The organism is Streptomyces sp. NPDC002209, from assembly GCF_042890265.1.
Classification (GTDB): Bacteria; Actinomycetota; Actinomycetes; order Streptomycetales; family Streptomycetaceae; genus Streptomyces.
Map to the genome: position 1 here is coordinate 140,676 of NZ_JBIARX010000013.1, position 25,275 is coordinate 165,950.

Here is a 25,275-nt window from a genome sequence, read left to right on the forward strand (position 1 = left end):
GTCGGTCCAGGGGTGGCGGAGCTAGCTTGTTTCTGACGATCCATCAGATACGGCTCGGGATGCGGACCGGGATCCAGGCTCGGATCCCGGTCCGGATCCCTCGGCCAGCGGCGAGGGGAAACCATGGAACTGCCTCGGATCATCAGCGTCGACGACCACGTCATCGAACCCGCGCACCTCTTCGACGTCTGGCTGCCGGCCAAGTACCGCGACCGCGGGCCCAAGGCGCTCACCGCGGGCATCGGCGAGCTCGAGTACACGGGCGGCAAGTACGTGATCTCCATGGACCCCGACGGCCCGCCGACCGACTGGTGGATCTACGAGGACCTGAAGTTCCCGTACAAGCGCAACATCGCCGCCGTCGGCTTCGACCGCGACGACATGACCCTGGAGGGGATCACGAGGCAGGAGATGCGGCGCGGCTGCTGGGACCCCAAGGCACGCCTCGCCGACATGGACCTCAACCACGTCGAGGCGTCGCTGTGCTTCCCCACCTTCCCGCGCTTTTGCGGGCAGACCTTCGCCGAGGCCCACGACAAGGAAGTGGCCCTCGCCTGCGTGCGCGCGTACAACGACTGGATGGTCGAGGAGTGGTGCGGCGACAGCGGCGGCCGGCTCATCCCGCTCTGCATCATCCCGCTCTGGGACATCGACCTGGCCGTCGCCGAGATCCGCCGCAACGCCGCCCGCGGGGTGCGCGCCGTGACCTTCTCCGAGATCCCCACCTACCTCGGACTCCCCTCCATCCACTCCGGCTACTGGGACCCCTTCTTCGCCGTCTGCCAGGAGACCGGGACCGTCGTCAACATGCACATCGGATCCAGCTCCCAGATGCCGGCCGCCTCCCCGGACGCGCCGCCCGCCGTCCAGGCCTCGCTCAGCTTCAACAACGCCATGGCCTCGATGATGGACTTCCTGTTCAGCGGGGTCCTGGTGAAGTTCCCGACGCTGAAGCTGGCCTACAGCGAGGGCCAGATGGGCTGGATCCCGTACGCCCTGGAGCGCGCCGACGACGTGTGGCAGGAGCACCGCGCCTGGGGCGGGGTCCGCGACCTGATCCCCGAGCCGCCGTCCACGTACTACTACCGGCAGATGTTCTGCTGCTTCTTCCGCGACAAGCACGGCATCGCCTCCATCGACGTCGTCGGCCGCGACAACGCCACCTTCGAGACCGACTACCCGCACGTGGACTCGACCTTCCCGCACACCAAGGAGGTCGCCCTCGACCACGTGAAGGGGCTGGACGACGAGACGGTCTACAAACTGATGCGCGGCAACGCCATCCGCATGCTCGGCCTGGACCTCGTCTGATGGATCTGGCCTACACCGACGAGGAGCAGGAGTTCCGCGCCCGGCTGCGCGCATGGCTCGCCAAGGTGCTGCCCGAACTGCCCGCCAGGCCGTCCCCCGACGACTGGCCCGGCCGCCGCGCCTACGACGCCGGCTGGCAGCGCCGGCTGTACGACGCCGGGTACGCCGGACTGCACTGGCCGGTCGACGCGGGCGGGCGCGGTGCCACCCCGACCCAGCACCTGATCTTCCTGGAGGAGACCGAGCGCGCCGGGGCCCCGTACGTCGGCGCCAACTTCGTCGGACTGCTGCACGCCGGCCCGACCATCGCCGCCGAGGGCACCGCGGCGCAGCGGGCGCGCTGGCTGCCGCCCGTCCTGCGCGGGGACGAGGTGTGGTGCCAGGGGTTCAGCGAGCCCGACGCGGGCTCCGACCTGGCCTCGCTGCGCACGCGCGCCGTGCGCGACGGCGACGACTACGTGGTCACCGGCTCGAAGATCTGGACCTCGCACGCCGAGGTCGCCGACTGGTGCGAACTGCTCGTACGGACGGACCCCGTCAGCGCGGCCGTCCCCAAGCACCGCGGGATCTCCTGGCTGGCCATGCCCATGGACGCCCCCGGGGTGACGGTCCGGCCGCTGCGCACCCTCGCGGGGTCCACGGAATTCGCGGAGATGTTCCTCGACGAGGTCCGGGTGCCGGTCGCGAACCGGGTCGGGGCGGAGAACGACGGCTGGCGCGTCACCATGGTCACCCTCTCCTTCGAGCGGGGCACGGCCTTCGTCGGCGAGGTCGTCGCCTGCCGCCGCACCCTGGGCGAGCTCGCGCGCACCGCGAAGGCGAACGGCCGGTGGGACGATCCGGTGCTGCGGCGCCGGCTCGGGCGGCTGTACGGGGAGTTCGGCGCCCTGTGGCGGCTCACCCAGTGGAACGTGAGCGAGTCCGAGAGGACGGGCGGGGTGCCCGGCGTCGGCGGCTCCGTCTTCAAGCTCGCCTACTCGCACGCGCGACAGGAGCTGTACGACACGGCGGCGCAGGTCCTGGGGGCGGACTGCCTCGCGCTGGACGGGCCGTGGGTGCTCGACCGGCTCTCGTCCCTCTCGTACACCATCGCGGCGGGCACCTCGCAGATCCAGCAGAACATCGTCGCCGAGCGGATCCTCGGCCTCCCGAAGGGCCGGTGAGCGCCGTGGACTTCCGCTTGACCGAGGAACAGCAGGACCTGCGGGCCGGCGTACGCGACCTGCTGGCGGGCCGGTACGGACGGGAGGCGCTGCGGGCCTCGGTGGACTCGGGCGGAGCCCTGGACCGGGGGCTGTGGCGGGAGCTCGGCGGGGCCGGGTTCTTCGCGCTGCGGCTCCCGGAGGTGGACGGCGGGGTCGGCCTCGGGCTGCCCGAGGCGGTCCTCGTCTTCGAGGAGGCGGGACGGGCGCTGCTGCCGGGGCCGCTGGTCGCCACGCACCTGGCGGCCGGGACGGTGCCGGGGGCCGCGGAGGGGACCGCGGTGGTCACCGCGTTCGACCTGGGCGACCCGGGCGGCCCGGGCGGCCAGGGCGGGCCGCTGGTGGCCCACCTCGCGGACGCGGACGCGGTGCTCGGTACGCCGTCGCTCCCTTCGGGTGAGCCGGTGCGCTCGGCGGACCCCCTCACTCCTCTGTACCGGGTGGCGGCGCCGGGGAACGCGGCTGCGGCGTACCGCGACGAGGGCGCGCTGCTGACGGCCGCCCTCCAGACGGGCAGCGCGCTGCGCACGGTGGAGCTGGCGGTGCGGTACGCGCAGGAGCGCGAGCAGTTCGGGCAGCCGATCGGGGCGTTCCAGGCGGTCAAGCACCTGTGCGCGCAGATGCTGGTACGGGCCGAGGTGGCCCGTACGGCGCTCTACGCGGCGGCGGTGACGGCGGACCCGGCGGAGGTCGCCGGGGCCAAGCTGCTGGCCGACGAGGCCGCCGTGCGCAATGCCCGGGACTGCCTGCAGGTGTACGGCGGGATGGGCTTCACGTGGGAGGCCGATGTCCATCTGCACCTCAAGCGGGCCTGGGTGCGGGCCGAGCAGTGGCGGACGGCGGGGGAGGCGGAGGAACTGCTCGCCGCACGGCTCCTCGAGGAGGAGCTGCTGACGGCCGCGACGTAGCTCGCTGTCACGGAACGGGGCACGGTCGGAACGGACCGGGACGCATGTCCGATTACAGAGAGTTGATATCGGTTTGTGTCCTTGGCCCGGCTCATTGCGGCCCGGAGTCGGGGGCCTGCTCCGGTACGCTCCCGGGAATGCGAGCGGTTGAGCGGCGCGAGCGTCGCACAGTATGCACCACGCCTACTCCTTCGCGCTGGAATATGCCCGAAGCGCTTGTTGTGGTGACTGTATGTCAACCATGCTGCTCCGCAAGGGGATCACACTCGGTGATCCCATCCTGTCGCGAGGCGAAGTGTCCGCCGGTTCGGATGGTGTGAGCGGTGCAGGTGCTTCAGGTTCAGCTGGAGGTAGGACCGGATCCCGCCGAGGTCGGCCGGGCCCGCCGCTGGGCGCGGTCCCGGCTGGCCGGGTCGGGCATAGGGGACGACGAGCCGCTCGCCGAGACGCTGATCCTGCTGATCTCCGAGCTGGTCACCAACGCAGTCGTGCACACCGGCTGCCCGGCCGTCCTGCGGATGCTGTTCGGGGAGCCCGGGGTGCGCGTCGAGGTCGCCGACACCAGCTCCCGCGGCCCGGCCCGGCGCCAGGCCGCCGGGGACGACACGGGCGGGCGCGGGCTCGAGCTGGTGGACGGGCTGGCCGACCGCTGGGGCTGGCAGCGCGAGGGCGCGGGCAAGCGGATCTGGTGCGAGATCGACCGCGCCGACAAGCCCGCGGACCGCGCACCCGAGCGGGGTGAAGGCTCGAACAGAGTGTGCGGGTCGACGCGGGAACCGCGCGTGTACCTCTAACGAGGTGTTGACGGTTCGTCAACTGTTGATCACCCTTGTACTGAGCGATTCGTCGCGAGGGGACGCCAAGGGCAGACCTTGACGAGTGCGGGTCGCGGGGTGGCGGCTGCCGTGCCGCGCTCGGGGCGTGCACGACCGCGCGCCGCCACCCGCTGGACCGCGCCGCCTTCACCGGGGCGGCGTGACCAGCCCCATCTCGTACGCCTTGATCACCAGTTGCACCCGGTCCCGGGCGTCGAGCTTCGTCAGCAGTCGCGCCACGTGCGACTTCGTCGTCGCCACCGTGATGAACAGGTCCTGCGCGATCTCGCTGTTCGACCGGCCCCGCCCCACGAGGGTCAGCACCTCCTGCTCCCGGGCCGTGATCGCCGGGGCGCGCTCGGGGGCGGGCACCGGGCCCGCGACGAAGTCCGCTATCAGGCGGCGCGTCACGCCCGGAGCGATGAGGGCATCACCGGCCGCCACCACGCGCACCGCCGCCAGGATGTCGTCCAGCGCCATGTCCTTCACGGCGAAACCGCTCGCACCGGCGCGCAGCGCCCCGTACACGTGGTCGTCCTCGTCGAAGGTGGTCAGGATCAGCACGCGGGCGGCGCCGGGGCCGGCCGTGAGCCGGCGGGTGGCCTCGATGCCGTCCATCTCCGGCATCCGGATGTCCATCACCACGACGTCGGGGGCGAGCTCGGCGGCCAGCCGGACCGCCTCGGCGCCGTTCGCGGCCTCGCCGACGACCTCGAGGTCCGGGGTGTCGGCCATCAGGACGCGCAGCCCCGACCGCACCAGGGGCTGGTCGTCGGCGAGCAGGACGCGCACGCCGCTGCCGCTGCGCTCGCCGCTCATCGCTTCTCCTCCCGTTCCCGTACCGCGGGCTCCGGCTGCTCCACGGGCAGGGCCGCCGCCACCCGGAAGCCGCCGCCGGCCCGCGGCCCGGCCTCGAAGCGGCCGCCCAGCAGGGCGGTGCGCTCCCGCATGCCCGTGATGCCGAATCCGGCGCCGGGCGGGCCGGCTTCCGGGACGCCCCGCCCGTCGTCGGTGATCTCCAGGGCCAGTTCCCGGAGTCCGTAGGCGATGTCCACGCGGCAGCCGCCTGCGTGTGCGTGCCGGACCACGTTGGTCAGCGCCTCCTGCACGATGCGGAACGCGGCCAGCTCGATGTCGGCCGGCAGCGGCCGCCGCTCCCCGGCCCACACCACGTCCACGGCCACGCCCGTGTCGCCCGCGGTGGTCGCGGCCAGCCGCTCGATGCCGTCCAGGCCCGGCGCGGGCGCCGCCGACACCGGATCGCTGCGGCGCAGGGCGACCAGCGTGCGGCGCAGGGCGGCGAGGCTCTCGCGGCTGGTGGCCTCGATGGCCCGGAGGGCCTCGCGGGCCTGCGCGGGCTGCGTCTCGATGACCCGGCTGCCGACCCCGGCCTGGATGGCGATGACGCCGATGCTGTGGGCGACCATGTCGTGCAACTCGCGGGCGATGCGCAGCCGCTCGTCGGTGAGGGCCTGCTCGGTGGCCAGGGCCTGCGCCTGCGCGGCGGACTCGCGGCCGCGCCGTACGGAGTCCCCCATCAGCCAGGCGAGGACGACGATCGGCAGCTGGCTCTGGGTGAGGATGCGGGCGGGGCCGCTCACGGGCAGGGCGAACTGGGCGGTGAGCAGCAGCAGGACGGTGATGCAGACGGCCGACACGGTCGCCCGGCGCGAGCGGGTGGCCGCGACCACGCCGAGCGCCACCGCGGCGGGCAGCACCGTGGCGAGGGTGAGCACGGGTGTGTGGCCGAGGAAGAGCACCAGGTACGTGCCGAGGAGCATCAGGGCGAGGGTGGTGAGCGGCGCCCGCCGCACCAGGAGGGCGCCGGTCAGTACGCCGGTGACCGCCAGGAGCGGCCCCACTTCGAAGATCCGGTTTCCGAGGCCGAGGGGGGTGTGGAACGCGAGGTTCGACAGTACGAGGGTGACCAGTCCGGCTCCCGCCCAGAGGGTCGCGGTCTGCCACCGGAAGGCGGGCCGCCCCCTGCCGGTCTGCCCTGATGAGGTGTTCATGCCGCGACCCTAACGACCGTGTGCGGCACGGACATCGGCCTGCGGGATGCATCCCGCAGGAGGGTGTGGGGCCCGGTGGTAACGAAGCATTCCGCTTTCGAGGACAATTGGGGACGCACCGATGTTACTCAGCAGTAGGAGCAAGTGCTTTGAACCAGGACAGGCGTCGCCAGGCCGAGGAATTCCTGCAGCCCGACGAGCAGTTGATCGCCGTATGTGCCTGCGAACCGGGTCCGGGCGTGCCGAGCCCTCCGGAGGACCTGCTCGCGCCGCCGGAGCCGGCGGCGCTCGGCCGGAGGATCGAGGAGAAGCTCCCGCGCTCCCTCCAGCAGCTCTTCAAGGCCCGCGCGCACGATCCGCGCCGGGAGGCGGCCGACCGGATCCCCGACCCGTCGGACGGCAAGGGCATGGAGGGCGGCTGGCAGAGCGCGGCCGGCCGGTTCCTGATCGGCCGCGCCAACGCGCACGGCTCGGCGACGGACGTCCTCGTGGTGACGGACCGGCGCTGGTTCGCCCTGACGGACGTCTCGCCGCTGTGGCAGTCGACGCCCGAGATGAGGCAGTACTGGGAGGTCCCGCGATCGGCGATCACCGTCGTCCGGGCGAACGGGACGGGCCTGCTCCAAAAGGGCCGCATGCACATCGAGTTCGCCGACCTCTCCTGGGTGGCCGTCGCCGCCCTGACCCCCGCCGAGGCCCCCGCCTTCGCGGCGGCCGCAGCCCGCTACCGCTGACGGCGCGCCCGGCCCGGTCCCGCCCGGCCCGGGCCGGCCACCATGGCCAGGGTGCCGGTCCGGAACGGCGGCGCGGCGGGGTGGGGCACGGTCGCGCACCCTGGCCCCGGGTCGGCGTGCGGTTGCCGCACCCGCCCGGGCGCGGCCGCCCTCACGGGACTCGGAGGGCTCAGAGGACGGCCACCGGGGCGACCGGGGTGCCGACGCCTCCGACGAAGGGCTCCGGCATGGCCGACAGGAGGAACCCGTACCGGTTCTCTTCTGCACAGGCTGTGGACAACTTTTCGAGGTTCCAGTTCTGACCCTGGTGCATGCCCATCTCGACCAGGTCCAGCGCGTGCACCGGCAGCCACAGGTTCTCGATCTCCGGCGGGAAGATCTCGAAGGTCAGGGTGTCATTGGCGACGGCCGCCACGTCGCGCGCGTGGAACCACTGCGGCGTACGGACGGACAGCCCGGGCGACGGGAAGCCGTAGCCGTGCTTGTCGCCCGCCAGGTAGACCTGGATCTGGCCGGTGCGGACCAGTACGACATCGCCCGCCCGGACCGTGACCCCGCCGAACTCCTCGGCCTCCGCCAGGTCCTCGGGGGTCACCGCGTGGCCCCCGGGCAGCCGCTCCAGTCCCTTCGCGCGGGCCACGTCCAGCAGGACGCCCCGCGAGACGATGTGCCCGGCCTTGTCGATGCCGCTGAACTCGGCCCGCCCGTGCGCCGTCACGGTGCCGGCCGGGCGGCCGTTGTAGATCTTCCCGGAGTGCGAGACGTGCGTCAGCGCGTCCCAGTGGGTGCCCGCCTGGAGCCCCATGGTCACGGCGTCGTCGCTGCACGCCACCGTGCCCGGCCCGAACAGCTCCTGGTTGATCTGCACCATCGTGTGCAGCGGGTTGATCCGGCCGGGGATCAGCCCGGCCTGGACCCCGTCCTCCTTGAGCGGCAGCGCGAGCGGGATGCGGCGGCCCGTTCGCACCTCGGCCACGGCCGCCCTCACGACCTCGTCGGTGATCAGGTTCAGGGTGCCGATCTCGTCGTCGGCGCCCCAGCGGCCCCAGTTGTTGACGCGTTTGGCGATGTCGTGGAACTCGGGGGGCATGCCCATGGATCTCATCAGCTCCCTGTGGATGCGAGACGAACTGGGGCTTGTGCTCTCGTGTCTGACTGCCCATAGAATCTAACGGTCCGTCAGAAAACGCGGGAAGGGGTCGGGCGTGGGGAACTTCTTGGCAGGCAAGGTCGTGGCCGTCACCGGCGCGGGCCGGGGCATCGGGCGGGCCGTGGCGCTCGCCGCGGCCGCCGAGGGCGCCAAGGTCGTCGTCAACGACTACGGCGTCGGCATCGGGGGCGGCGAACCGACCAGCGAGATCGCCGACGGCGTGGTGAAGGAGATCCAGGCCGCCGGCGGCGAGGCCGTCGCCGTCGCCGACGACATCTCCACCATGGCGGGCGGCCAGCGCATCGTCGACACCGCCCTCGCCCGGTACGGGCGCATCGACGGCGTCGTGTGCGTCGCCGGCATCCTGCGCGAGCGGATGCTGTTCAACATGTCCGAGGAGGAGTGGGACCCGGTCGTCGCCACCCACCTCAAGGGCACGTTCACCGTCTTCCGGGCCGCGTCCGCCGTCATGCGCCGCCAGGGCTCCGGCACCCTCATCGGCTTCACCAGCGGCAACCACCAGGGCTCCGTCGCCCAGGCCAACTACAGCGCCGCCAAGGGCGGGATCATCTCCCTCGTCCGCTCCGCCGCGCTCGGGCTGGCCAAGTACGGGGTCACCGCCAACGCCGTCGCACCCGTGGCCCGCACCCGCATGTCGGCGAACGTCCCCATGGAGCTGAAGGAGATCGGCGAGCCCGAGGACGTCGCGGCGCTCGTCACCTACCTGCTCTCCGACAAGGCCGTCGCCGTCGGCGGCGAGAGGATCACCGGGCAGGTCTACACGATCGCCGGCCCGAAGATCGCCGTCTGGGCGCAGCCGCGCGAGCTGCGCGCCGGCTACGCCGAGGGCTCCTGGACCCCCGAGAAGATCGCCGACTTCCTGCCCGGGACGGTGGGCACCGACCCGATGCCGATGCTCGCGCAGCTGGAGGCCATGGCCAAGGCGGCGGCCGCCAAGGACCGCCCCAACGCGTAGGGGAGCCCCGACGACATGGACTTCAGCTTCGGGGCCGAGGACGAGGAACTGCGCGCCCGCGCCCGGGCCTGGCTCACCGGGCACCTCGTCGGCCCGTACGCGGACGCCCTCGGCCTCGGCGGGCCCGGCAGCGAGCACGAGGGGGTCGACGCCCGCCGCGCGTGGGAGCGCGAGCTCGGCCGCGGCGGCTGGATCGGCCAGGGCTGGGAGCTGCCGTCCGGGACGTACGGGCAGCAGCGGCTCTCGCTGACCGGCCAGGTCGTCTGGGCCGAGGAGTACGCGGCGCTGCGCGCCCCCGGCCGGGTCGGCCACATCGGCGAGAACCTCCTCGCGCCGACCCTGATCGCCTACGGGTCCCCGCAGCAGCGGGACCGCTTCCTGCCGGGCATCGCGCGCGGCGAGGAGCTGTGGTGCCAGGGGTACAGCGAGCCGGGCGCCGGATCCGACCTCGCGGGGATCCGCACGACGGCGGTACGGGACGCGGCCGACGGCCTCTTCCGCGTCACCGGGCAGAAGATCTGGACCTCGCTGGCCCGGGACGCGGACTGGTGCTTCGTGCTGGCCCGCACCGAGCCCGCCTCCCGGCGCCACCACGGGCTGTCCTTCCTGCTCGTACGGATGGACCAGCCGGGTCGGGTCGACGTCCGGCCGATCCGCCAGATGTCGGGGACCTCGGAGTTCAACGAGGTGTTCTTCGACGGGGCGGTGGCGGCGGAGGTCGTCGGCGGGGAGGGCAACGGCTGGACCGTGGCCATGGGCCTGCTCGCCCTGGAACGCGGGGTCTCCACGCTGGTCCAGCAGATCGGGTTCGCGGCGGAGCTGGAGCGGGTGCTCGCGGCCTACCTGGCGGCCGGCGCGGACTCGGGCCCGGACGCGGCCCCGGCCCCGGGCGCGGGGGACCCCGTACTGCGCGAGCGCCTCGTACGGCAGTGGGCCGAGCTGCGCACGATGCGCTGGAACGCCTTGCGGACGCTGGGCACCTCCGGCGATCCGGGCGCGCCGAGCGTGGCCAAACTGCTGTGGGGCGGCTGGCACCGGCGGCTCGGGGAGCTGGCGGTGGCGGTCCGCGGTGCCGCTGCCTCCGCCGGGCCGGCGGCGTGGGCGCCGGGCCTGCCGTACGAACTCGGACTCGACGAGGAGCAGCGCCTGTTCCTGTTCACCCGCGCCGACACGATCTACGGCGGCTCGGACGAGATCCAGCGCAACATCATCGCCGAGCGCGTGCTCGGCCTGCCTAAGGAGCCCAGGTGAGAGGCGTCGTGTTCGACGGCAAGCAGGCCCAGGTGGTCGAGGACCTCGACATCCGCGACCCCGGGCCGGGGGAGGTGCTGGTCGCGATCGCGGCGGCCGGGCTGTGCCACAGCGACCTGTCGGTGATCGACGGGACGATCCCGTTCCCGCCGCCGGTGGTGCTGGGGCACGAGGGCGCGGGGGTGGTGGAGGCGGTCGGGTCCGGAGTGACGCACGTGGCGCCCGGCGATCACGTCTCCCTGTCGACCCTGGCGAACTGCGGGGCCTGCGCGGACTGCGACCGGGGACGGCCCACCATGTGCCGCAAGGCGATCGGGATGCCGGGGCAGCCGTTCTCGCGGGGCGGGAAGCCGCTGTTCCAGTTCGCGTCCAACTCGGCCTTCGCCGAGCGGACGATCGTCAAGGCCGTCCAGGCGGTGAAGATCCCGGCCGACATACCGCTGACCTCGGCGGCGCTCATCGGCTGCGGTGTCCTGACCGGCGTGGGGGCCGTGCTGAACCGGGCCCGGGTGGACCACGGCGAATCGGTGGTCGTCATCGGCACGGGCGGCATCGGGCTCAACGTGCTGCAAGGGGCCCGTATCGCGGGGGCGGCCACCATCGTGGCGGTGGACGCGAACCCGGCGAAGGAGGCGGTGGCCCGGCAGTTCGGCGCCACGCACTTCATCGACGCCTCCGCCGTCCCCGATTCCTCGGCGGCGGTCCGCGAGATCCTCCCGACGGGCGCCGACCACGCCTTCGAGTGCGTGGGCAACGTCAAACTGATCCGCCAGGCCGTCGACCTCCTGGACCGGCACGGACAGGCGGTCCTGCTGGGCGTGCCGGGCTTCCGGGAGGAGGCCTCGTTCCAGGTCTCGTCCATGTACCTGGACAAGACCATCATGGGCTGCCGGTACGGATCCTCCCGCCCGCAGCGGGACATCGCCCTGTACGCCGAGCTCTACCGGCAGGGGAAGCTGCTGCTCGACGAACTCGTCACGGAGACCTACCCGGTCGAGGACTTCGCGAAGGCCGTGGACGACGCCCGGCACGGACGCGTGGCCCGCGGGGTGCTGACCTTCTGACGCCGGCCGGAGCCGGGGACCGCGCCCACGGCGGGGCCCCCGGCCGAAGGCCGGGCCGTCCCGGCTGCCGGGCGCGGGGCGCCGGGTCAGTCGCCGAGGTCGTCGAAGCGGCCGAAGCGGCCCTTGTGGAAGAGCAGCGGCTCGCCCTCGCCCGCCGCGCCCATGGCCTCGACCCGGCCGACGACGATCAGGTGGTCCCCGCCGGTGTGCACGGCGTGGATCCGGCAGTCGATCCAGGCGGGCACGGCCTCGAGCTGCGGTGACCCGGTCACGGGGGCGGGGCTGTGGGTGATGCCGGCGAACTTGTCGGCGCCGCTGACGGCGAAGGCCCGGCACAGCCCGCCCTGCTCGGCGCCCAGGATGTTGACGCAGAACACCCCGGCGCGGGCGATCCGCGGCCAGGTGGTCGACGTACGGGCCACCATGAACGTGACCAGGGGCGGGTCGAGGGACAGCGACGCGAAGGACTGGCAGGCGAAGCCGGCCGGCCCGTCCTCGCCCTGCGCGGGCGGCGCGGTGATGACGGTGACCCCGCTGGCGAAGTTCCCCAGTACGGCCCGGAACTCGGCGGGGCTGACGGGCGCGCGCTCGTCGTCGCCGACGGCCCGCAGCTCGGGGCGCGGCAGCGCGTCGACGTGGCCGGTGTCCGGGTCCTGCTCCGACGGGGCGGAGGTGGGGGAGCCGACTGACCTGAGGTATCGGACGACGGTGGCCGCCATCCCTGCGTGTCCCATCACGTTCACGATTGAAGCTGACGGTCCGTCAGATGGGAAGGGGTGCGGGCGGGTGACTCGGAAATGGGGAGGGTGTATCGTCACCGTCGATTGAACATGTTCAATTGTTGTGGGGGTGGGGGCATGGGGATGCCAGAGGTGCACGAGGTGCCGGACGCGCGGGGCGGGACGCGGACGCGTCTGTCGACCGGGTCGGAGCTGGCCTTCACGGCGCAGGCCGTCGTGGCGGGAGCGGTCTTCCTCGCAACCTCCGGCATGCGCGACGACCACGGGCTCGGCATCGATTCCGCCGTCTTCGCCTCGATTCCCCTCATGCTCCTCGTGGTGGTCCTGGCCGCGTACCTGCACCGGGCGCTGTTCACCCTGCCGGTGATGGCGCTGACACGACCCCTGGGGAGCCCGTGGTGGGCGCTGCCGTGGGCAGCCGGGCTCGCCGCGGCCTACGCGGGGTGGGCCGCGGCGGGCTGGGACCTGCCGTACGGATGGACGCTGCTGTGGATCGCGGGGCCCGGGGTGCTCCCGGTGGTGGCGGCCTCGTACGCGCACCACCGGTCGCTGGGGTGGACCGGGATGGCGGCCCGGATCGGCGCCGTCACCGGGATCGCCCTGCTCCTCTGCGCGTTCGGCGCCTTCCTCCAGGAGCGGACCGGATTCGCCGCGTACGAGCCGCCCCGGCTGGAGCGGGGCCGGTACGCCGCGGAGTGGACCGGCGGCGGAGGCGCCTACCGGCTGCGGCTGGGCGAGAACGGCGAGGCGGTCGCGGGGAACCTGCCGCTGGTCGCGCCGACCGGGCTGTGGGACACGTGCTCGGGGACCGGGACGTGGACGTTCGAGCCGAGGCGGGAGTCCGGCGGCCTCTTCGACCGGAAGCGGGACCGCGTCACGCTCAGGATCGAGGGCTGCGGCCCGATGCGCGACTGGGAGGTGGCCGGCACCGCCGAACGGCCCGAGCTGTTCTGCGTGGTCGGCGATCCGCAGGACCTCCACCCCCGGTACGCCGAAACCCTGCACCGGCTCTAGCCGCGGGCCGGGCCGGGCCGAGGCGGGGTGGGGCCGAGCCGTTCGCCCGTACGGGTGAACCATCGTCCTCCGGGGACCCGTACGCCGGACAGCCCCGCGGGAGGTCGGCATCGTGGCCCCCGGCCCGATCCACCCGTATTCCAGGAGGACCCGCATGCTCGGCACCGATTTCCGTATCGGATCGCCCGTCTGGCTCGACCTCGGCAGCCCCGACACCGACGGCGCCGCCGCCTTCTACCGCTCGGTCTTCGGCTGGTCCTTCACCTCCCTGGGCCCCGAGGCCGGCGGCTACGGGTTCTTCCAGGTGGACGGGAAGACCGTCGCCGCGCTCGGGCCGCTCACCGAGGAAGGCGCGAAGTCCGCCTGGATGATGCACTTCATGAGCCCGGACGTCCAGGCCACCGTCAAGGCCGTCCAGTCCGGTGGCGGGAAGATCCGCATGGAGCCCATGGACGTCATGGGCGAGGGGTGGCTCGCGCAGGCCACCGACCCGCAGGGCGCCGAGTTCGCCGTCTGGCAGCCCGGGAAGACCGCCGGGCTGGGGCTGGCCTCCGCCGAGAACACCCTGGTCTGGGCGGAGCTGCACGTACCCGACCCGGCCGCGGCCGTCTCCTTCTACAACGGCGTCTTCGGCTGGCGCAGCCAGGACATGGAGGCTCCCGGGATGACCTACCGCGTGCTGAGCCTCAAGGACGGCGACCAGCAGCAGACCTCGTTCGGCGGGATCGCGCCCATGGGCGAGGGCGCGGGCGGCGGCGTCGAGAAGCCGCGCTGGGTGCCGTACTTCAACGTCGCGGACGTCGACGCCACCGTCTCCGCGGCGAGCGGGAACGGCGGGTCGGTGCTCATGCCCGCGGCGGACGTGCCCGACGTCGGCCGGATCGCGTGGGTGGCCGACCCGTACGGCGCCGTCTTCGCCCTGCTGAAGCCCGACCCCGCGATGTGACCGGCGCGCCGGCTACCGCCCCAGGTACTTGGGGGAGCGGCGCTCCACGAAGCTCGCCACGCCCTCGTTCGCGTCGGCGGTGGTCATGTTGATCTCCTGAGCGGTGGCCTCGGCGGCCAGTGCGGCCGCCCGGCCACCGTCCAGGGAGGCGTTGACCAGCTGCTTCGTCAGCGCGAGCGCGCGGGTCGGGCCCTGCGCGAGGCGCTCCGCCCACTCCCGGGCGGTGGCCTCCAACTCCCCGGCCGCGACGACCCGGTTGACCAGGCCGAGCCGCTCGGCCTCGGCCGCCGGGACGGCGTCGCCGAAGAACATCAGCTCCTTGGCCTTCTGCGGGCCGACCAGGCGCGGGAGCAGGTACGCGCCGCCGCCGTCGGGGACCAGGCCGCGGCGGACGAACACCTCGATGAAGCGGGCCGATTCGGCGGCGATGACCAGGTCGCAGGCGAGGGCGAGGTGGGCGCCGATGCCGGCGGCCGTGCCGTTGACGGCGGCGAGGACCGGCTTCTCGCAGTCGAGCACGGCGGTGATCAGGCGCTGCGCGCCGAGCCGGATCATGCGGGCGACGTCGCCCGCGACCCTTTCGCCCGTGGCGGCGGGGGCGCCGCGCAGGTCGGCGCCCGCGCAGAAGCCCTTGCCGGTGGCGGTGACGACGACGGCCCGCACGGCGGGGTCGGCCGATGCCTCGGCGAGGAGGGCGATCACGCGTTCGCGCTGGTCCCAGGTGACGGCGTTCATGGCCTCGGGACGGTTGAGGGTGATCCACGAGACGCCGCTCTCGATGCGGTGGAGGACTTCGTCCTCGGGGCTGCCGGTCATTCGGTGAACTCCCGTTCGGGGCAGTCGGATGCGGTGTGTGCGGCGCCGCCCGGGGGCCGGGGGCCGGCCGGGCGTCAGCGGCAGATGGCCAGCGCGTCCAGCGCCACCGCCCCCTGCCCGCGCGGAAGCACCATCAGCGGGTTGATGTCCAGCTCGGACAGCACCCCGCCCAGTTCCAGGGCCATCCGCTGTACCCGCAGGACGACCTCCACCAGCGCGTCCACGTCCGCCGGCGGCGCCCCCCGGACCCCCTCCAGAAGCGCATGCCCGCGCAGCTCCGTCAGCATCGCCCGCGCCTGGTCCTCACCGAACGGGGGGACCCGTACCGCCGCGTCGTGCAGGACCTCCACCAGGACCCCGCCCAGCCCCACGGTCACCGTCGGGCCGAAGAGGTCGTCCTGGGTGACGCCGACGACCATCTCGACCCCCCGCTCCACCATCTGGCAGACCAGGATGCCGTCCAGCGGGACGTCCTCGTAGCGGGCGATGTCCGTGAGCTCCCGGTACGCGTCGCGGATCTGGCTGGCCGAGGTCAGGCCGATCTTCACCAGGCCCAGCTCCGTCTTGTGGGCGAGCTGCGGCCCCGAGGCCTTCATCACCACCGGGTAGCCGACCAGGCCGGCCGCCCGCACCGCAGCCGCCGCGCTGGTCACGAGCTGCTCGCGGGGGACCCGTATCCCGTAGGCCCGCAGCAGCTGTTTCGCCGCGTGCTCGCTGAGCTGCTGGCCCGGGCGCATGAGCGCCTGTGCCTTGCGGTACGAGGGGGACGGGGTCCGCGGCGCGTCCTCGAAGGGGGAGCGGTAGGCGGAGGTGAACCGGTGGTGGCCGAGGTAGGCGCGGACGGCGGTGATGCAGTTGCCGAACGTACGGAAGGTGGCCACGCGGGAGGAGCCCAGCAGGGTGGTGCGGTAGGCCTCCTCGGTGCCGACCGGGGAGCCCCAGATCACGCAGATCAGCTTGTCGCTCTGCTCGGCCGCGTCCACCAGGTCCTGTGCGAGCTTGTCGCTCATGGGCGGGAAGGGCCCGGTGATCGGGCAGATCAGCACGCCCACCGCCGGATCGGCGAGGATCGCGTCGATGATCTTCCGGCCGCGCCAGTCGCCGACGGGGTGGCCGCCGTTGTCGACGGGGTTGGCGACGTTCAGGTACTGCGGGATCCACTGGTGGAGTTCGTCCTGCTTGGCCCGGGAGAGGGTCGGCAGGCTGAGCCCGGCCTCGGACGCCAGGTCGGAGAAGTGGGCTCCGGTACCGCCCGAGATGGAGTACACGACGACCCCGTCGGCCAGCGGTTTGCGGGCCCGGGCGAGCAGGGCCGCGGTGTCCTGGAGCTCGTCCAGTCCGTCGACGCGGATGACGCCGAACTGCCGCATCGCGGCGTCCACGACGGTGTCGGCGCCGGTCAGCTTCCCGGTGTGGGAGGCGGCCGTCCGGGCGCCGGTCTCGGTGCGGCCGACCTTGACGGCGACGACGGGGACGCCCGCCCGGGCGGCCCGGTCGGCGGCCAGCAGGAAGGACCGGCCGTCCTTGAGGCCCTCCACGTAGCAGGCGATGGCGCCGACCTCGGGCCGCTCGGCGAAGTAGGAGATGAAGTCGGAGGTCTCGAGGTCGGCCTCGTTGCCCGTGGGAGCCCAGTGGGAGAGCCGGATGCCCAGCTCCTGGAGGGTGTAGACGGGCCGGCCCTGGTGGCCGGACTGGGTGATCAGGGCGATCGCCGGGCCGTCGAGGTCGTCGCGGAACCTCTCGAAGGCGTTGAGGTTGGTGTTGGGGCCGAGGAGGCGCAGGCCCGACCGGCGGACCGCGGCGGACAGCCGGGCCTGGGCAGCGGCGCCGGCGTCTCCGGTCTCGGCGAAGCCGGAGGCGAAGGCGACGGCGAACTTCACCTTGGCCTCGGCCAGTTCCTCGATCACCGGCAGCGGATCGGCGACGAGGAGGACGGCGAGGTCCACCTGCTCGGGCAGGTCGGCCACGGACGCGTGGCAGGCCAGCCCGAAGACGGTGGGGCGGGTGGGGTGCACGGGGTGGATCCGGGCGCCGACGCGCTCCGCCCAGGCGATGAGCTGGCGGGTGATGCCGGTGTTGGGTCTGCCCTCGGCGTCGGAGGCGCCGATGACGGCCACGGACTCGGGCCGGAAGAACCTGTCCAGGTCCGGGACATCGGCGTGCAGGGGCCGTCCGCTGACGTCCACCGCGGCCGTGTCCGCGGCGGACGGCGCCGCCGTGGAGTGGACGGCCGTCCTGGGGGACTCCCCGCAGGCCTCGACACGTGCGCGGAAGTCGGTGGTGAGGGTGCCGTGAGTAGATCCAAGCATCGTTCCGCCCGCTCCTGCTCGATGAACCTCAATAACTGACGCGTAGTCAGATTACTGAACTGACGTGCCGTCAGGAACAGTGCTGCGTAGGAAAGCTGGTGGAGGTGATGTGTGGAACGGTCCCAGATCCCTGCGGGAGGGGTCCAGGACCGGATTCGGCCTGTTCTGGAGGAGACCGGAAAGGGCGGCTCCGGCGGCCCGCCGCCCGCCCCCTACGCCAGGGGGTCGACCGGACGCAGGCCCGTGTCCGGGAGGGGCTCGGCCGGCGGGAGACCGGTTCGGGGGCCGAGCCGGCGGGACAGGGCCTTGGCGATCTTCTCGGCGTCCAGGGCCATCTCGCGGAACATTCCGCTGATGGGGTTGGTGAAGCCGGTGAAGTACAGGCCGGGAGCCTGCGCGGGCGCGCGCGTGCCGTGCGTACGGGGCCGCCCCCGCCCGTCGAGCACGTCCAGATGCCCGACCAGGCCCTCCAGGCCGCGCCGGTATCCGGTGGCCGCGACCACCGCGTCCGGGGCGATCCGCGAACCGTCCGCGAGCACCACCTCGGCACCCTCGAAGGAGGCGACGGCGGCGACCGGTTCGACCCTGCCCGTGCGCACGGCGTCGATCAGGCCGACGTCCTGGACCGGGATCGCACCCTCCTTGACCCTGCTGTACAGGCCGGTTCCGGGGCGGGGCAGCCCGTGCGCGCCCAGATCGGGGACGGAGGCCTTGGCGACGAGCGCACCGAGTCGGTCCACGAGCCGTACCGGCAGCCGCCGCACCAGGATCCCGGTGCGCTGCGCGGGCCAGCCCGCGGTGGAGCGGCGCACGATGTGCGGCGCGGTGCGCACGGCGAGCCGCACCCGCGCCGCCCCGCCCTCGGCCAGGTCGACGGCTATCTCGGCGCCGGTGTTGCCGGCGCCGACGACGAGCACGTCCCGGCCCTCGAACGGCGCGGCATTGCGGTAGTCGGCGGCGTGCAGCAGCCGGCCGGCGTATGCGTCGCGGCCCGGCCAGCCGGGCAGCGCGGGCGTGTGGTTGAACCCGGTGGCGACGACGACGGCCCTGGCGTCGAGCACCCGCCCGCCGGTGGCGTGCAGGAGCCAGCCGTCCCCTCCGGGGGCCGGGTCGATCCGGGTCACCTCGACGCCGGTGACGAGTTCCAGCTCGTGGAACTCGGCGTACTTCTCCAGGTACCGCACCACGTCGTCGCGCGAGACCCACCGGCCGAAGCGGCGCGGCATGGCCAGCCCGGGGAGGGCGGAGAGCCGGCGCGTGGTGTGCAGGTGGAGGCGGTCGTAGTGGTTCCGCCAGGAGGTGCCGACCTCGTCGGACTTCTCGACGACCACCGCGCGGACCCCGCGGGCGCGCAGCGCGGCGGCTGCGGCGAGGCCGCCGGGTCCGGCGCCGATCACGTACACCGGGCGGGGCTGGGTGGTCAAGTCGGGGGGTGTGGGGACTCCGGGCATGAGGAGTGAGCGTATCGACACACAGCGTTGATGGGTCGCGGACAGGGAGGGAATCGATTGCGGATCGATCACGGACGCCTTCCGGCCCGGGGAGGAACCCTTGCGGGATCGCCCCCGATCCGCTGAACTGACGTACCGTCAGATCAAGGGAGGAGGGCCCGATGCAGACCGTCTGGCTCAGTGGGGCCGAATGGCTCGCCGTGCTCCGGATAGGCCTCGGCCTGTGGTGGCTGGAGAGCTGGCGGCACAAGGACAAGAAGGGCTGGTTCGAACGCGGCACCGGCATCGCCTGGGCCGCCGACGTCGCCGGCAAGCACCGCTGGCCGTTCGTGAAGGGCGGCTTCGAGAAGGTCGTCCAGCCGCGCCCGCGCCTGATGGCGTACATCGTCGTCTACGCGGAACTCGCCCTGGGCCTGGGCCTGGTCCTCGGCTTCCTCACACCGATCGCCCTGGCCGGCGGGCTGCTCCTGAACCTGCTCTACCTGATCCTGATGATCCACGACTGGGCCGAACAGGGCCAGAACGCGATGATGGCCCTCATCTCGCTCGTCGCCCTCTTCACGATGGCCTGGCAGACCTGGTCCCTCGACGCGGCGACGGGACTCTTCCTGTGAGCGCCGTACGGTACGACCTCCCCGAGATCGACGACTTCACCCGCCCCTACTGGGACGCGGCCGCCGAGGGCCGGCTCCTGCTGCGCCGCTGCGCCGACTGCGGGCGGGCCCACCACTACCCGCGCGAGTTCTGCCCGTTCTGCTGGGCCGGCGAGGACCGGGTGGCCTGGGAGCCGGCGAGCGGCCGCGCCACCCTCTACACCTGGTCGGTGATCCACCGCAACGACCTCCCGCCGTTCGCCGCGCGCGTCCCGTACGCGGCGGCCGTGGTCGACCTGGCCGAGGGCCCGCGGATGATGACGGAGGTGGTGGACTGCGCCCCGGCGGACCTGCGCATCGGGATGCCGCTGCGGGTGACGTTCCGCGAGGCGGCGGAAGGGGTGTGGGTGGCGGTGTTCCGCCCGGCGGACTGACCCCGGGGGTCGGTCCGCCGGGGTCAGTCGACGGGCCGCAGCGCCCGCTCGGACCGCAGCGCCGCCCAGGCTGCCACGGCGGCCAGGGCCGCGACCGAGGCGAGGGCGAGGCCCCCGGTCAGGGGTGACGGATCGGGCGGGGCCTGATTCCAGAAGTACAGCTGGTACTGGGCCTCGGAGGGCAGGTTCAGCAGATCGGCGATCCAGCGGTGCGGCAGGAACGGCGCCGCCGGAAGCAGCACGAGTGGCGCGGTCACCAGCAGGGGACCGACTCCGAGTGCGAGGGTCCCGATGACGCTGCGCAGCAGGGCCGCCGCAAGCCCGGCCAGGGAGATGAAGAGGACCTGGACCAGGAGGGCGGCGGCGATGGCGCCCACCGCCTGGCCCCAGGTCGCGGACTCGGCGGGCAGCGGAGGCGGAGTGTGGACTGCCCCGCCGCCGAACCCCGGGGGCACCGCGCGGGGTCGTACCGGCCACAACCGGGCGAGCGCCGAAGTGGCCAGCCACAGCAGGACTCCGGTGACGATCTGACCGGCGAGCGACAAGGCGAGTGCGGCGCCCGCCTTGCGCGCCCACAGCACCCCGACGCGGTTCTCGAACAGGCGCAGGGCGCTCCAGGTGCCGCCCTCCAGGGTCTGGCCGAGTCCCGTCGCGACGACCACTGCCGTGAGGACGAGCCCCAGCAGCGTCGCGAACTGCCAGGCCGCCGCCCGCAGTGCGGACGGGAGCGAGGTGAGTGCCGACACCGAGGGGTCGAGCACCCCGTACGAGGCGCCCGAAATCCAGAGCCGGCCGGCGAGCGCCACGGTCAGCAGCACCACGGCCGCGGTCGCGCCCCACACGGGAACGGTCCACAGGGCCCGCAGCTCGCCGGCCCAGGCGGCCCCTTCCCCGCGCTTCGGCCGCCGCCGGGTACCGGCCATCAGGCGCGGTCCCGGGTCCGGTTGAAGCGGTCCAGCCCGAGCCAGAGCAGGCCGATGAAGGCCAGGGTCGGCAGGACGCGGAGCAGGGCGGGGACGGTGGAGGGGTCGGTCGAGATCCAGAAGTGGTCCCAGACCCCGTCGACCGCGCCGAACCCGACGAGGTCGGCCAGCGCGCCGCCGGGAAGCCAGGCACCCAGCGCCGGGACGGCGGAGGTGCGGACCACGAGGACGAGCAGCAGCATCCCGGCGAGGAAGGTGCGCATGGGGTGTCGGAGCAGTGCCGCCAGGGCGACCGCGACGGCTGCGGCCCCGGCCAGCACGGCAGCCCCGGCCAGTACGCCGAGAGCGGTGTCGGCGAGTACGGAACCGAGGGCTCCGGGCGAAGGCAACGGATAGGCGCCACGGCCGTACAGCAGGCCGAAGGCGGCCGTCACGGCGCCGGACGCGCACAGCAGCGCGAGGCTCCACACCCAGACGGCCAGGGCCTTGGCGGCGAGGAGCCGGCTGAGGCGGGACTCGTAGAGGAGCAGCGGCACGATGCTGCCCCGGCTCCACTCGCCCGCGACGGAGAAGGCCGCCAGCATGACGAGGAGCGCGAGCCCCGGGACCGACGTCAGCAGCCGCACGGTCCACAGCAGGGCGCCCGCGGGATGCTGGGCCTGCGCGGCCCGCACCCCTTCCGCGACGAACCGGTCCTGGATCCGCTCCAGCCCGGCGGCCTGCAGGGGCACGTCGGCGAGGCACCTGGCCCTCTGCTCCGGGGTGTTCTGCTTGGACTCGCACGAAGCGGGGAGGAAGTCGAGGTTGGACTGCACCTGTTGGATGTTGTACGAGGCCATGTTCTGGCTCACCCAGGCGCAGTAGAGGGAGCCGAAGACGAACAGCGCGGCGAGGGTGAGGGCCAGCGGGTGCCGCAGCAGCCGCCGGGTCTCGGCCCGGACGAGACGGTTCACCGGCGGCCGCCGTCTCCGACGAGCCCGAAGAACCAGTCCTCGAAGGCGGCGGGACCGCTCTCGGGGTCGTAGCCGAGTGCGTCGAGGGTGCCGGCGGCGACGATGCGTCCCTGGGCGAGCATGATCACGCGGTGGCAGATGCGCTGGATCTCGTCGAGCTGGTGGCTGGAGACGAGGACGGTGGCCCCGCGGGCGGCTTCCTCGGCCACGATCCGCCGCACCATGCGCAGCCCCTCGGGGTCGAGCCCGTTGGTGGGCTCGTCGAGGATCAGCAGATCGGGCTGCTTGAGCAGCGCCGCGGCGATGGCGAGCCGCTGCCGCATGCCCTGCGAGTACGTTCCGAGCCGCCGGTCTGCGGCGCCGGTCAGCCCGACGCGCTCGAGCGTACGGGCGATGCGCCCGCCGTCGGGAAGCCCGGCGGTGTCGAGCAGGGTGCGCAGCATGGCGCGTCCGGTGGACCACCGGTGGAAGGCGGGCGCGTCGAGCGCGGCCCCGAGCCGGTCGAGCTGCCGCGGCCGCATCGGCAAGGCCTCCCCGAACAGCTGCACCTCACCGGAATCGGGGGTGGACAGCCCGGTGATCACCCGCATGAGGGTGGTCTTGCCCGCGCCGTTGAGCCCGAGGAGGCCGACGATCTCGCCGGCCTCCAGGCTGAGACTGACCCCTTCCAGCACGGAGTGCTTCCGGAATCGCTTGGTCACTTCGTGACAGGAAAGGGTGCTCATCGTCTGGGATCAGTTGTAGACGACGCGGCCCGACGAGTGGACGAAGGCCGGTGCGTTGGCGATCTGCATGTAGTAGCTACCGCCGGTCGGGGCGGCGAACTCCTTCCAGTACACGCCGTTGTCGCAAGACCAGTCACGCCAGGCCACCCACTTGTCGGGGGACCACGAGATGTCGATCTTGAAGTCGTAACCGACACGCCCCTGGGCGCCGTTGCTCGTGGCGCACGCGTCCTGCGACGCGGCCTGGGAACCGCCGGCGGCCGACCAGCGACCGGTCTCCGCCCCGACGCCCTCGTCGGTGTAGGAGAAGTTCTTGACCTTCTGGTACGCGGCGGAGGCGTTCGGCGCCAGCGCTCCGACGAGTCCAACTGCGAGTACGGCCGTGGCCACGGTCGACTTCATGCGAGTACGCATGGGGTTCCCTCCGATTGCTCCACCTCACGGTGGAGTGCGTGCACTGGGTGTCGTCGGCGACACCCAGCTGTAAATGATCTTCATATTTTCTTTAGTTTCGGTCAAGTTGCGAAAAGTTTGCGCCAAGTCCCCGATGGTCGCGTTTAATCTTCATGTGGCCTGATTTCGCCCCCCGTTGAGAGCGCCCGCGCGAGACCGGCACGGCGCATCGGCCCTTGCCTGAAGCGGGCCGGACGGGTCGTATGCCCGCTGGGACGGTCACGTCTCCCGGCAGGCTCAAGTGCCCGACCCCTGGCTTGAAATCGTCTGAAACGGGCCGACCGCAACGGGGCCGGGATCGGCTTCGGGCTCCTCACCTGCCCGGGGCGGGTCCTACGGCCAGAGCAGCTCGCGGATCCAGCCGTTGCCGTCCCCGTTGCGGCGGTAGCGCAGCCGTACGTGGCGGCGCGCGGCGTCGCCCTGGAAGAACTCGACCTCGTCGGCGTCCAGCACGTACCGGGTCCAGGTCGGGGCCGGGGCATCCGGCTCGGCGCCCGCCCGCTCCCACGCGGCCGCCGAGGCCTTCGCCAGCTCCTGCACCGAACCCAGCACCTCGCTCTGGCGCCCCGTCAGCGCCGCCGCGAGCGCGCCCCGCGAGCGGACCGCCAGGTCCGCCCGGCTCTCCTCCGGCCCACAGGCGGTGACCCGGCCGCGGATCCGGACCTGCCGGGCCACGGCCGGCCAGTAGAACCCGAGCGCGGCCTCCGGGTGCCCGGCCAGCTGCCGGCCCTTGGCGCTGGTGGCGTGCGAGGCGAAGTGCCAGCCGTGCCCGTCGGCGTCGTGCAGCATCAGGACGCGTACGTCGGGCCGCCCGTCGGCGTCCACCGTCGCGAGGGACATCGTGTGCGGCTCCGCCTGCCCCGCCTCGACGGCATGCAGGAACCACGCCCGGAACAGCGCCAACGGCTCGGCGGGCGCGGCCCCGGGATCGAAGCCGGGCAGCGGGCCGTCCCACACGCGCAGGGAGTGCAGGGTGGCGTGGAACGCCTCGATCTCGTCCGTCTCGGAGCTGCTGATCTCGCGGGTCATGCCGCCCATCGAACCACGCGCCCCGGCTTCCGCATTCGCCGGATTCGGAGCCCCTTTCGTTCCTATGATGTGCAGCCTTCAACGACTCAGGTGGGGGCCCTCATGCACAACAGCGGCGGCAGAGCGAGCGGTACGAGAGGCACGAGCGGGATACGCGGCAGACGGCACGGCGGTGTGCTCCGGCGCGTGGCGGTGGCGCTCCTGGTCGCCTGCACGGCGGTGGCCTGCGGCCCGGCGGAGGGAGGCGGCCCCGCCGTTTCGCTGCCGCCGAGCCCCTCGCCGAGCGTGTCGGCCTCCGCGACACCGTCCCCCTCCCCGACGCCCACCCCCTCGCCGTCCGCCACTCCCACTCCCGCCGCCACGACCGCCGAGCCGCCCACGCAGACGCCCGACGCGAAGCCGGCCCCCACCCGTACGCTCGCGTCCGGCTCGTCCGGCTCCACCGGGGGGAGCGGCAGCGCGCCGAAGCCGCCCGCCACCAAGGCGCCGACGAAGGAGGCGACCCAGCCGGCCGGCGGTGCGTGCGAGATCGTCTCCAACGCCGGGAACTGCTACAGGGCGGGGCAGTTCTGCCGCAAGGCCGACCTGGGCAGGTCCACCCACGCCGAGAACGGCCGCCTGATCTACTGCCGCCTGGACGGCAGCCAACCCCGCTGGCAGTACTGAGCGACGCGCCGCGTTCCTTGCGGATCGGTTCGGCAGGACGGAACGATGGCGGCCATGGCTTCCGAAGAACTCCCCACGAGCGGTCGCGTTGCATGCCCTTGCTGCTTCCAGCGGACGCTGCAGAAGCGGGCCGACTTCGAGATCTGCCCGGAGTGCGGTTGGGAAGACGACGGGCAGGACGATGCGGACGCACACTTCGTACGGGGTGGTCCCAACGGCCGGCTGAGCCTGGCGCAGGCCCGGCTGGACTACCTGGAGGAAGCGGCAGAAGAACGCGACGAGTCCCTCACCCGCGGCGGCGAAGGCCTGTGGCGCTCGGAAGCCCAAAACCGACTCCGTGACACGGTGGACTAGGCGCAGGGGGCGGGGCGGGGTGGCGGGGTCTGTCGACTCGGGGTCGGGAGGGTCGGGCGGGATGCCGGGGGCGGGGTCCGTTTACGCGGCGCCGGAAGGTCGGGCGGAACACCCGGGGGCGGGGGCCGGGTGCGGGGCCGGAGAGGCCAGCAGCGGCGCCCGTGGCGGGGTCCGTGTACTCGGCGCCGGAGAGGCCGGCCGGAACACCCGGGCCGGAGTCCCTGCACTCCGCGCCGGGAGGGTCGGGCGGGATGCTGGGGGCGGGTCTGTCGACTCGGGGTCGGAAGGGTCGGGCGGGATGCCGGGGTCGGGGTCTGTCGACTCGGGGTCGGAAGGGTCGGGCGGGATGCCGGGGTCGGGGTCTGTCGACTCGGGGTCGGTGGAGTGTCCGGGGGCTTCCCGTCAGTCCACTGTCCTTCCGGTGCGGTCCGGGCCGTCAAGGGCGC

General features: G+C 73.1%; 26 protein-coding genes. 14 read left to right on the forward strand and 12 right to left on the reverse strand.

Annotated features, from left to right (window positions below; genetic code table 11):
- The first annotated feature begins 123 nt into the window (after positions 1 to 123).
- The 4 genes from ACFYXK_RS24715 to ACFYXK_RS24730 all read left to right on the forward strand — a co-directional run bounded on the left by ACFYXK_RS24715 (position 124) and on the right by ACFYXK_RS24730 (position 4,215).
- The gene (locus tag ACFYXK_RS24715; RefSeq protein ID WP_389413044.1) at positions 124 to 1,311 is read left to right on the forward strand and encodes an amidohydrolase family protein; all 1,188 of its coding nucleotides are present in this window, start codon (positions 124 to 126) and stop codon (positions 1,309 to 1,311) included.
- On the forward strand, positions 1,311 to 2,474 hold the full coding sequence (locus ACFYXK_RS24720; protein WP_389413045.1) for an acyl-CoA dehydrogenase family protein: 1,164 nt from the start codon (positions 1,311 to 1,313) through the stop codon (positions 2,472 to 2,474). The genes ACFYXK_RS24715 and ACFYXK_RS24720 overlap by 1 nt, the downstream gene beginning before the upstream one ends.
- Before the next feature lie 5 nt (positions 2,475 to 2,479).
- A complete protein-coding gene (locus tag ACFYXK_RS24725) occupies positions 2,480 to 3,421 on the forward strand; it encodes an acyl-CoA dehydrogenase family protein (RefSeq protein WP_389413046.1) in 942 nt (313 codons plus the stop codon).
- A gap of 323 nt (positions 3,422 to 3,744) precedes the next feature.
- Positions 3,745 to 4,215, forward strand: a complete 471-nt coding sequence (locus ACFYXK_RS24730) for an ATP-binding protein (RefSeq protein WP_389413047.1) — start codon at positions 3,745 to 3,747, stop codon at positions 4,213 to 4,215.
- A gap of 168 nt (positions 4,216 to 4,383) precedes the next feature.
- Here the strand turns inward: ACFYXK_RS24730 and ACFYXK_RS24735 are convergent, their stop codons facing one another.
- Both ACFYXK_RS24735 and ACFYXK_RS24740 read right to left on the reverse strand, forming a co-directional pair.
- Positions 4,384 to 5,055, reverse strand: coding sequence for a response regulator (locus ACFYXK_RS24735; protein WP_389413048.1), 672 nt, complete (start codon positions 5,053 to 5,055; stop codon positions 4,384 to 4,386).
- Positions 5,052 to 6,248, reverse strand: a complete 1,197-nt coding sequence (locus ACFYXK_RS24740; RefSeq protein ID WP_389413049.1) for a sensor histidine kinase — start codon at positions 6,246 to 6,248, stop codon at positions 5,052 to 5,054. Before ACFYXK_RS24740 ends, ACFYXK_RS24735 begins: the two co-directional genes overlap by 4 nt.
- Before the next feature lie 149 nt (positions 6,249 to 6,397).
- Here ACFYXK_RS24740 and ACFYXK_RS24745 point away from each other — a divergent pair, with 149 nt between their 5' ends.
- Positions 6,398 to 6,982 (forward strand): hypothetical protein, encoded by a 585-nt coding sequence (locus ACFYXK_RS24745; RefSeq protein ID WP_389413050.1) that lies wholly within the window; start codon positions 6,398 to 6,400, stop codon positions 6,980 to 6,982.
- 169 nt (positions 6,983 to 7,151) lie between these two features.
- Here the strand turns inward: ACFYXK_RS24745 and ACFYXK_RS24750 are convergent, their stop codons facing one another.
- Entirely contained in the window at positions 7,152 to 8,078 is a 927-nt protein-coding gene (locus ACFYXK_RS24750; protein ID WP_389413051.1) for a cyclase family protein, read from the reverse strand.
- A 109-nt stretch (positions 8,079 to 8,187) separates the two neighbouring features.
- On the opposite strand from ACFYXK_RS24750, the gene ACFYXK_RS24755 reads away from it, so the two are divergent.
- The 3 genes from ACFYXK_RS24755 to ACFYXK_RS24765 are packed head-to-tail and all read left to right on the forward strand — an operon-like array spanning position 8,188 to position 11,423.
- A complete protein-coding gene (locus ACFYXK_RS24755; RefSeq protein ID WP_389413052.1) occupies positions 8,188 to 9,108 on the forward strand; it encodes an SDR family NAD(P)-dependent oxidoreductase in 921 nt (306 codons plus the stop codon).
- Between the two features lie 15 nt (positions 9,109 to 9,123).
- Positions 9,124 to 10,359 (forward strand): acyl-CoA dehydrogenase family protein, encoded by a 1,236-nt coding sequence (locus ACFYXK_RS24760; protein ID WP_389413053.1) that lies wholly within the window; start codon positions 9,124 to 9,126, stop codon positions 10,357 to 10,359.
- The gene (locus ACFYXK_RS24765; protein WP_389413054.1) at positions 10,356 to 11,423 is read left to right on the forward strand and encodes a Zn-dependent alcohol dehydrogenase; all 1,068 of its coding nucleotides are present in this window, start codon (positions 10,356 to 10,358) and stop codon (positions 11,421 to 11,423) included. The genes ACFYXK_RS24760 and ACFYXK_RS24765 overlap by 4 nt, the downstream gene beginning before the upstream one ends.
- Before the next feature lie 86 nt (positions 11,424 to 11,509).
- On the opposite strand, the gene ACFYXK_RS24770 is transcribed toward ACFYXK_RS24765, so the two are convergent.
- Positions 11,510 to 12,142, reverse strand: coding sequence for a flavin reductase family protein (locus ACFYXK_RS24770; RefSeq protein ID WP_389413079.1), 633 nt, complete (start codon positions 12,140 to 12,142; stop codon positions 11,510 to 11,512).
- 138 nt (positions 12,143 to 12,280) lie between these two features.
- On the opposite strand from ACFYXK_RS24770, the gene ACFYXK_RS24775 reads away from it, so the two are divergent.
- On the forward strand, positions 12,281 to 13,177 hold the full coding sequence (locus tag ACFYXK_RS24775; RefSeq protein WP_389413055.1) for a hypothetical protein: 897 nt from the start codon (positions 12,281 to 12,283) through the stop codon (positions 13,175 to 13,177).
- 154 nt (positions 13,178 to 13,331) lie between these two features.
- Positions 13,332 to 14,123, forward strand: coding sequence for a VOC family protein (locus tag ACFYXK_RS24780; protein WP_389413056.1), 792 nt, complete (start codon positions 13,332 to 13,334; stop codon positions 14,121 to 14,123).
- A gap of 12 nt (positions 14,124 to 14,135) precedes the next feature.
- Here ACFYXK_RS24780 and ACFYXK_RS24785 read toward each other — a convergent pair whose 3' ends face one another.
- The 3 genes from ACFYXK_RS24785 to ACFYXK_RS24795 form a co-directional block, all read right to left on the reverse strand.
- Positions 14,136 to 14,939, reverse strand: coding sequence for an enoyl-CoA hydratase/isomerase family protein (locus ACFYXK_RS24785; protein ID WP_389413057.1), 804 nt, complete (start codon positions 14,937 to 14,939; stop codon positions 14,136 to 14,138).
- Between the two features lie 74 nt (positions 14,940 to 15,013).
- Complete coding sequence (locus ACFYXK_RS24790; RefSeq protein ID WP_389413058.1) at positions 15,014 to 17,248, reverse strand: acetate--CoA ligase family protein; 2,235 nt, start codon at positions 17,246 to 17,248, stop codon at positions 15,014 to 15,016.
- Between the two features lie 212 nt (positions 17,249 to 17,460).
- The gene (locus ACFYXK_RS24795; RefSeq protein ID WP_389413059.1) at positions 17,461 to 18,699 is read right to left on the reverse strand and encodes a flavin-containing monooxygenase; all 1,239 of its coding nucleotides are present in this window, start codon (positions 18,697 to 18,699) and stop codon (positions 17,461 to 17,463) included.
- 161 nt (positions 18,700 to 18,860) lie between these two features.
- Here ACFYXK_RS24795 and ACFYXK_RS24800 point away from each other — a divergent pair, with 161 nt between their 5' ends.
- Together ACFYXK_RS24800 and ACFYXK_RS24805 are read left to right on the forward strand one after the other, a co-directional pair.
- Complete coding sequence (locus ACFYXK_RS24800; protein WP_389413060.1) at positions 18,861 to 19,313, forward strand: DoxX family membrane protein; 453 nt, start codon at positions 18,861 to 18,863, stop codon at positions 19,311 to 19,313.
- Complete coding sequence (locus tag ACFYXK_RS24805; protein ID WP_389413061.1) at positions 19,310 to 19,726, forward strand: Zn-ribbon domain-containing OB-fold protein; 417 nt, start codon at positions 19,310 to 19,312, stop codon at positions 19,724 to 19,726. The genes ACFYXK_RS24800 and ACFYXK_RS24805 overlap by 4 nt, the downstream gene beginning before the upstream one ends.
- A 23-nt stretch (positions 19,727 to 19,749) precedes the next feature.
- On the opposite strand, the gene ACFYXK_RS24810 is transcribed toward ACFYXK_RS24805, so the two are convergent.
- The 5 genes from ACFYXK_RS24810 to ACFYXK_RS24830 all read right to left on the reverse strand — a co-directional run bounded on the left by ACFYXK_RS24810 (position 19,750) and on the right by ACFYXK_RS24830 (position 23,809).
- On the reverse strand, positions 19,750 to 20,649 hold the full coding sequence (locus ACFYXK_RS24810) for a hypothetical protein (RefSeq protein ID WP_389413062.1): 900 nt from the start codon (positions 20,647 to 20,649) through the stop codon (positions 19,750 to 19,752).
- Positions 20,649 to 21,602, reverse strand: coding sequence for a hypothetical protein (locus ACFYXK_RS24815; RefSeq protein ID WP_389413063.1), 954 nt, complete (start codon positions 21,600 to 21,602; stop codon positions 20,649 to 20,651). The genes ACFYXK_RS24810 and ACFYXK_RS24815 overlap by 1 nt, the downstream gene beginning before the upstream one ends.
- Positions 21,599 to 22,303: an ABC transporter ATP-binding protein gene (locus ACFYXK_RS24820; RefSeq protein ID WP_389413064.1), complete on the reverse strand. Its 705-nt coding sequence runs from the start codon at positions 22,301 to 22,303 to the stop codon at positions 21,599 to 21,601. The genes ACFYXK_RS24815 and ACFYXK_RS24820 overlap by 4 nt, the downstream gene beginning before the upstream one ends.
- Before the next feature lie 33 nt (positions 22,304 to 22,336).
- Positions 22,337 to 22,741: a hypothetical protein gene (locus ACFYXK_RS24825; protein WP_389413065.1), complete on the reverse strand. Its 405-nt coding sequence runs from the start codon at positions 22,739 to 22,741 to the stop codon at positions 22,337 to 22,339.
- A 372-nt stretch (positions 22,742 to 23,113) separates the two neighbouring features.
- Positions 23,114 to 23,809, reverse strand: coding sequence for a pyridoxal 5'-phosphate synthase (locus ACFYXK_RS24830; RefSeq protein ID WP_389413066.1), 696 nt, complete (start codon positions 23,807 to 23,809; stop codon positions 23,114 to 23,116).
- 186 nt (positions 23,810 to 23,995) lie between these two features.
- On the opposite strand from ACFYXK_RS24830, the gene ACFYXK_RS24835 reads away from it, so the two are divergent.
- Both ACFYXK_RS24835 and ACFYXK_RS24840 read left to right on the forward strand, forming a co-directional pair.
- A complete protein-coding gene (locus ACFYXK_RS24835; RefSeq protein ID WP_389413067.1) occupies positions 23,996 to 24,475 on the forward strand; it encodes a hypothetical protein in 480 nt (159 codons plus the stop codon).
- 54 nt (positions 24,476 to 24,529) lie between these two features.
- Positions 24,530 to 24,829 (forward strand): CPCC family cysteine-rich protein, encoded by a 300-nt coding sequence (locus ACFYXK_RS24840; RefSeq protein WP_389413068.1) that lies wholly within the window; start codon positions 24,530 to 24,532, stop codon positions 24,827 to 24,829.
- Positions 24,830 to 25,275: the final 446 nt, after the last annotated feature.

Bases quoted from the DNA above. Each gene is read 5' to 3' on its own strand.
- ACFYXK_RS24715 (WP_389413044.1), top strand. From the start codon at position 124: ATGGAACTGCCTCGGATCATCAGCGTCGACGACCACGTCATCGAACCC.
- ACFYXK_RS24720 (WP_389413045.1), top strand. From the start codon at position 1,311: ATGGATCTGGCCTACACCGACGAGGAGCAGGAGTTCCGCGCCCGGCTG.
- ACFYXK_RS24735 (WP_389413048.1), bottom strand. From the start codon at position 5,055: ATGAGCGGCGAGCGCAGCGGCAGCGGCGTGCGCGTCCTGCTCGCCGAC.
- ACFYXK_RS24740 (WP_389413049.1), bottom strand. From the start codon at position 6,248: ATGAACACCTCATCAGGGCAGACCGGCAGGGGGCGGCCCGCCTTCCGG.
- ACFYXK_RS24750 (WP_389413051.1), bottom strand. From the start codon at position 8,078: ATGGGCATGCCCCCCGAGTTCCACGACATCGCCAAACGCGTCAACAAC.
- ACFYXK_RS24760 (WP_389413053.1), top strand. From the start codon at position 9,124: ATGGACTTCAGCTTCGGGGCCGAGGACGAGGAACTGCGCGCCCGCGCC.
- ACFYXK_RS24770 (WP_389413079.1), bottom strand. From the start codon at position 12,142: ATGGCGGCCACCGTCGTCCGATACCTCAGGTCAGTCGGCTCCCCCACC.
- ACFYXK_RS24775 (WP_389413055.1), top strand. From the start codon at position 12,281: ATGGGGATGCCAGAGGTGCACGAGGTGCCGGACGCGCGGGGCGGGACG.
- ACFYXK_RS24780 (WP_389413056.1), top strand. From the start codon at position 13,332: ATGCTCGGCACCGATTTCCGTATCGGATCGCCCGTCTGGCTCGACCTC.
- ACFYXK_RS24785 (WP_389413057.1), bottom strand. From the start codon at position 14,939: ATGACCGGCAGCCCCGAGGACGAAGTCCTCCACCGCATCGAGAGCGGC.
- ACFYXK_RS24790 (WP_389413058.1), bottom strand. From the start codon at position 17,248: ATGCTTGGATCTACTCACGGCACCCTCACCACCGACTTCCGCGCACGT.
- ACFYXK_RS24795 (WP_389413059.1), bottom strand. From the start codon at position 18,699: ATGCCCGGAGTCCCCACACCCCCCGACTTGACCACCCAGCCCCGCCCG.
- ACFYXK_RS24800 (WP_389413060.1), top strand. From the start codon at position 18,861: ATGCAGACCGTCTGGCTCAGTGGGGCCGAATGGCTCGCCGTGCTCCGG.
- ACFYXK_RS24810 (WP_389413062.1), bottom strand. From the start codon at position 20,649: ATGGCCGGTACCCGGCGGCGGCCGAAGCGCGGGGAAGGGGCCGCCTGG.
- ACFYXK_RS24825 (WP_389413065.1), bottom strand. From the start codon at position 22,741: ATGCGTACTCGCATGAAGTCGACCGTGGCCACGGCCGTACTCGCAGTT.
- ACFYXK_RS24830 (WP_389413066.1), bottom strand. From the start codon at position 23,809: ATGACCCGCGAGATCAGCAGCTCCGAGACGGACGAGATCGAGGCGTTC.
- ACFYXK_RS24840 (WP_389413068.1), top strand. From the start codon at position 24,530: ATGGCTTCCGAAGAACTCCCCACGAGCGGTCGCGTTGCATGCCCTTGC.